The organism is Candidatus Thioglobus sp., assembly GCF_028599055.1.
Lineage (GTDB): Bacteria > Pseudomonadota > Gammaproteobacteria > PS1 > Pseudothioglobaceae > Thioglobus_A.
Map to the genome: position 1 here is coordinate 1 of NZ_JAQRMS010000152.1, position 2,550 is coordinate 2,550.

Sequence of the window (2,550 nt, forward strand, 5' to 3'; positions counted from 1 at the left end):
TTTATCAGTAACATCATAATGTGTTGACATCAGACTGACTGATCATTTTATCAGTAACATCATGTGTTGACATCAGACTGACTGATCATTTTATCAGTAACATCATAATGTGTTGACATCATACTGACTGATCATTTTATCAGTAACATCATAATGTGTTGACATCATACTGACTGATCATTTTCAATATTATGGTCAGTCTGTTGATACTGAATATGTCCCTGGACGAGATCAACATAAAAATTAGGAGATAAAAGTATTGTATTTGAAAATTTTACGGCATCAATTGGAGAATTGCTGGGAGCAAATTTAGTTTACTGGCGACGCGTTAGCGGAGCCAGTAAACAGATATTTGCAACCATTAAATCTAATGTAATCATGTGTAGGATAGACATGCATACATCATGTATGTATATTTCCGTATTATTGACAAGATGACATAAGCAGTAATCAGTTAAAAAAAAAAAAATCATGCTATTTCAACTGTGGAATTGGTAAAAATTACACCATTAAATCTACAATTGATGCCGTGAAGTATTCAAATACAATTCAGTTATCTCTATTCAACTGTAATCATGTGCATTAATTGCTACATTGTTGACGTAAGCGGCAATCGTCTAAAATATCTCATGAGTTTCAACCGTGGAATTGATACCATGAAAATTTCAGCATCACGTGAGCATTGTCCAATCACAAACCAGAGATATTTAACAACTACATTAGAATATATAAATTACCAATAAATAAAGATATCAGTATATAATATATCTTACCATTTTTCCCACAATAACTTCTATTAAAGCCATAATTACTAATACTATCTAAAGCATCCACAGAGAACCCATGCCACAATTCTCTTTCATTTTGGCAGCCTTTGGGATTGGTGGCATCCATTGATTTCTTTTTAGCAGTGTATTGTTGGAATAATATTTTGTTCTGTACTCTTTCAACCTATTTGTACAAAGTACAATTGTATTCAGTATATTTTATAATTTTAATTTTCTATATTTTGTATATCTTCATTTTACTGAAATCAAAACTTTAAAACATCTCTTTATTAGCAGACTTCATAGTCTTATTTCCAAACATTATTTCATTCCAACATAACTGGAAACCAACTAAATAAAGTCTGTAAACATATGAATCTAGGATAACTAGAAGATATTGTATACCTGTGTTAATCATTGCACTTTGTGTCTCTTTCTCTGTTACACTCTTTGATAAACTAATGGTTTGTCATTGTATCTTGCAACTTAAACTAGAACTGTCTGCTTAGCGGGACTAATACCCACCCGCTTCACTCTGACTGTGTCCAAGATTATTGAAAACTAATTCTACACCGAAAATATATTACTTGTCAAATTATTATGTTTAATCTGATAAAATTGAAGTTAGGTACCTGAAAACTGAACATGCATATAAACATAAGAGTCTGGAAATGTACCAACTCCCGTGTCAAACAATTACCAATGTCAATGGACACCATCAAAACGTCTAAGTTCAAAGGACCACAACTCTGGAAAAAGTCAATGGACCGGATCATCCTATCTTCATGCACATCTGCATATGAGGATCTAACAATCTACCAACTTTCATGTGTATCCGACAAACATATCAGATGATTTGCGATGACAATTTGCATAATACATAAGGTCAAAACGTCTAAGTTCAAAGGACCACAACTCTGGCAAAAGTCAATGGACCGGATCATCCTATATTCATGCACATCTGCATGTGAGGATCTAACAATGTACCAACTTTCATGTGTATCCAACAACCCATATCAGAGGAGTTGTGATGACAAGGTGCATAGTGGAAAGAGTCACAATTTCTGAGTCCAAAAGGGCCATAACTCTAGAAAAAGTCAATGGACCGGAACATCCTGTCTATAGTGAGGTTTACACATCATGGCCAGTCAGTGTATAAAGTTTCATGAAGTTTAGACAAAGGACACAGAAGTTGGTTTGGACAGGCAGACGGACGGACGGACAGACAAGGTGAAATCTTTATACCCCTCCAAACTTCATTTGCGGGGGCTATAATAATGCAATTCATATTGATAAAATCTTTAATAGATGGACAAATCAGTAGAAAAGATTTGCAGGATGAACACAATAAAAATCTTTTAATTTTTTAACATGACCTCCTTCTTTCACTTTGTTAACAAACGAGCGAGATATACATTTGGTATAATCTCATTAGCAAATGTGCCAGTGAATGTGACTGACTTTTCCATTGGCAGCATAAATGTGTGCGACATTTAGCGCAAACGTAAATATACATTACCGTCTTCCAATCAAAGAATACTACCGTAGTTGGACTCTTTATAGACATATCAGAATCGAAATAAATGATGGAAGCCAGAATGTGTTTTAAGTTTTAACATGGATTGGCAGATATTAGTATATTTTATCCCTCACTTCTAGCTCGGGATAAAATACTATTATTTCTTATGAAGCAAGAATCTTGCAATCTGATTGGTTAGTTACCCGGGTGTAAATAACACCCCACCCCAGCTAAACCCGGGATAAAATTTAAAAAAGTAATTTT

General features: G+C 34.0%; 1 pseudogene. It reads right to left on the reverse strand.

Features of this window, described 5'->3' with window-relative positions:
• Nucleotides 1-714 precede the first annotated feature (714 nt).
• Nucleotides 715-939 (reverse strand): annotated as a pseudogene (locus tag PSN35_RS07685) (hypothetical protein); the annotation flags it as partial.
• Between the last annotated feature and the right edge of the window lie 1,611 nt (nt 940-2,550).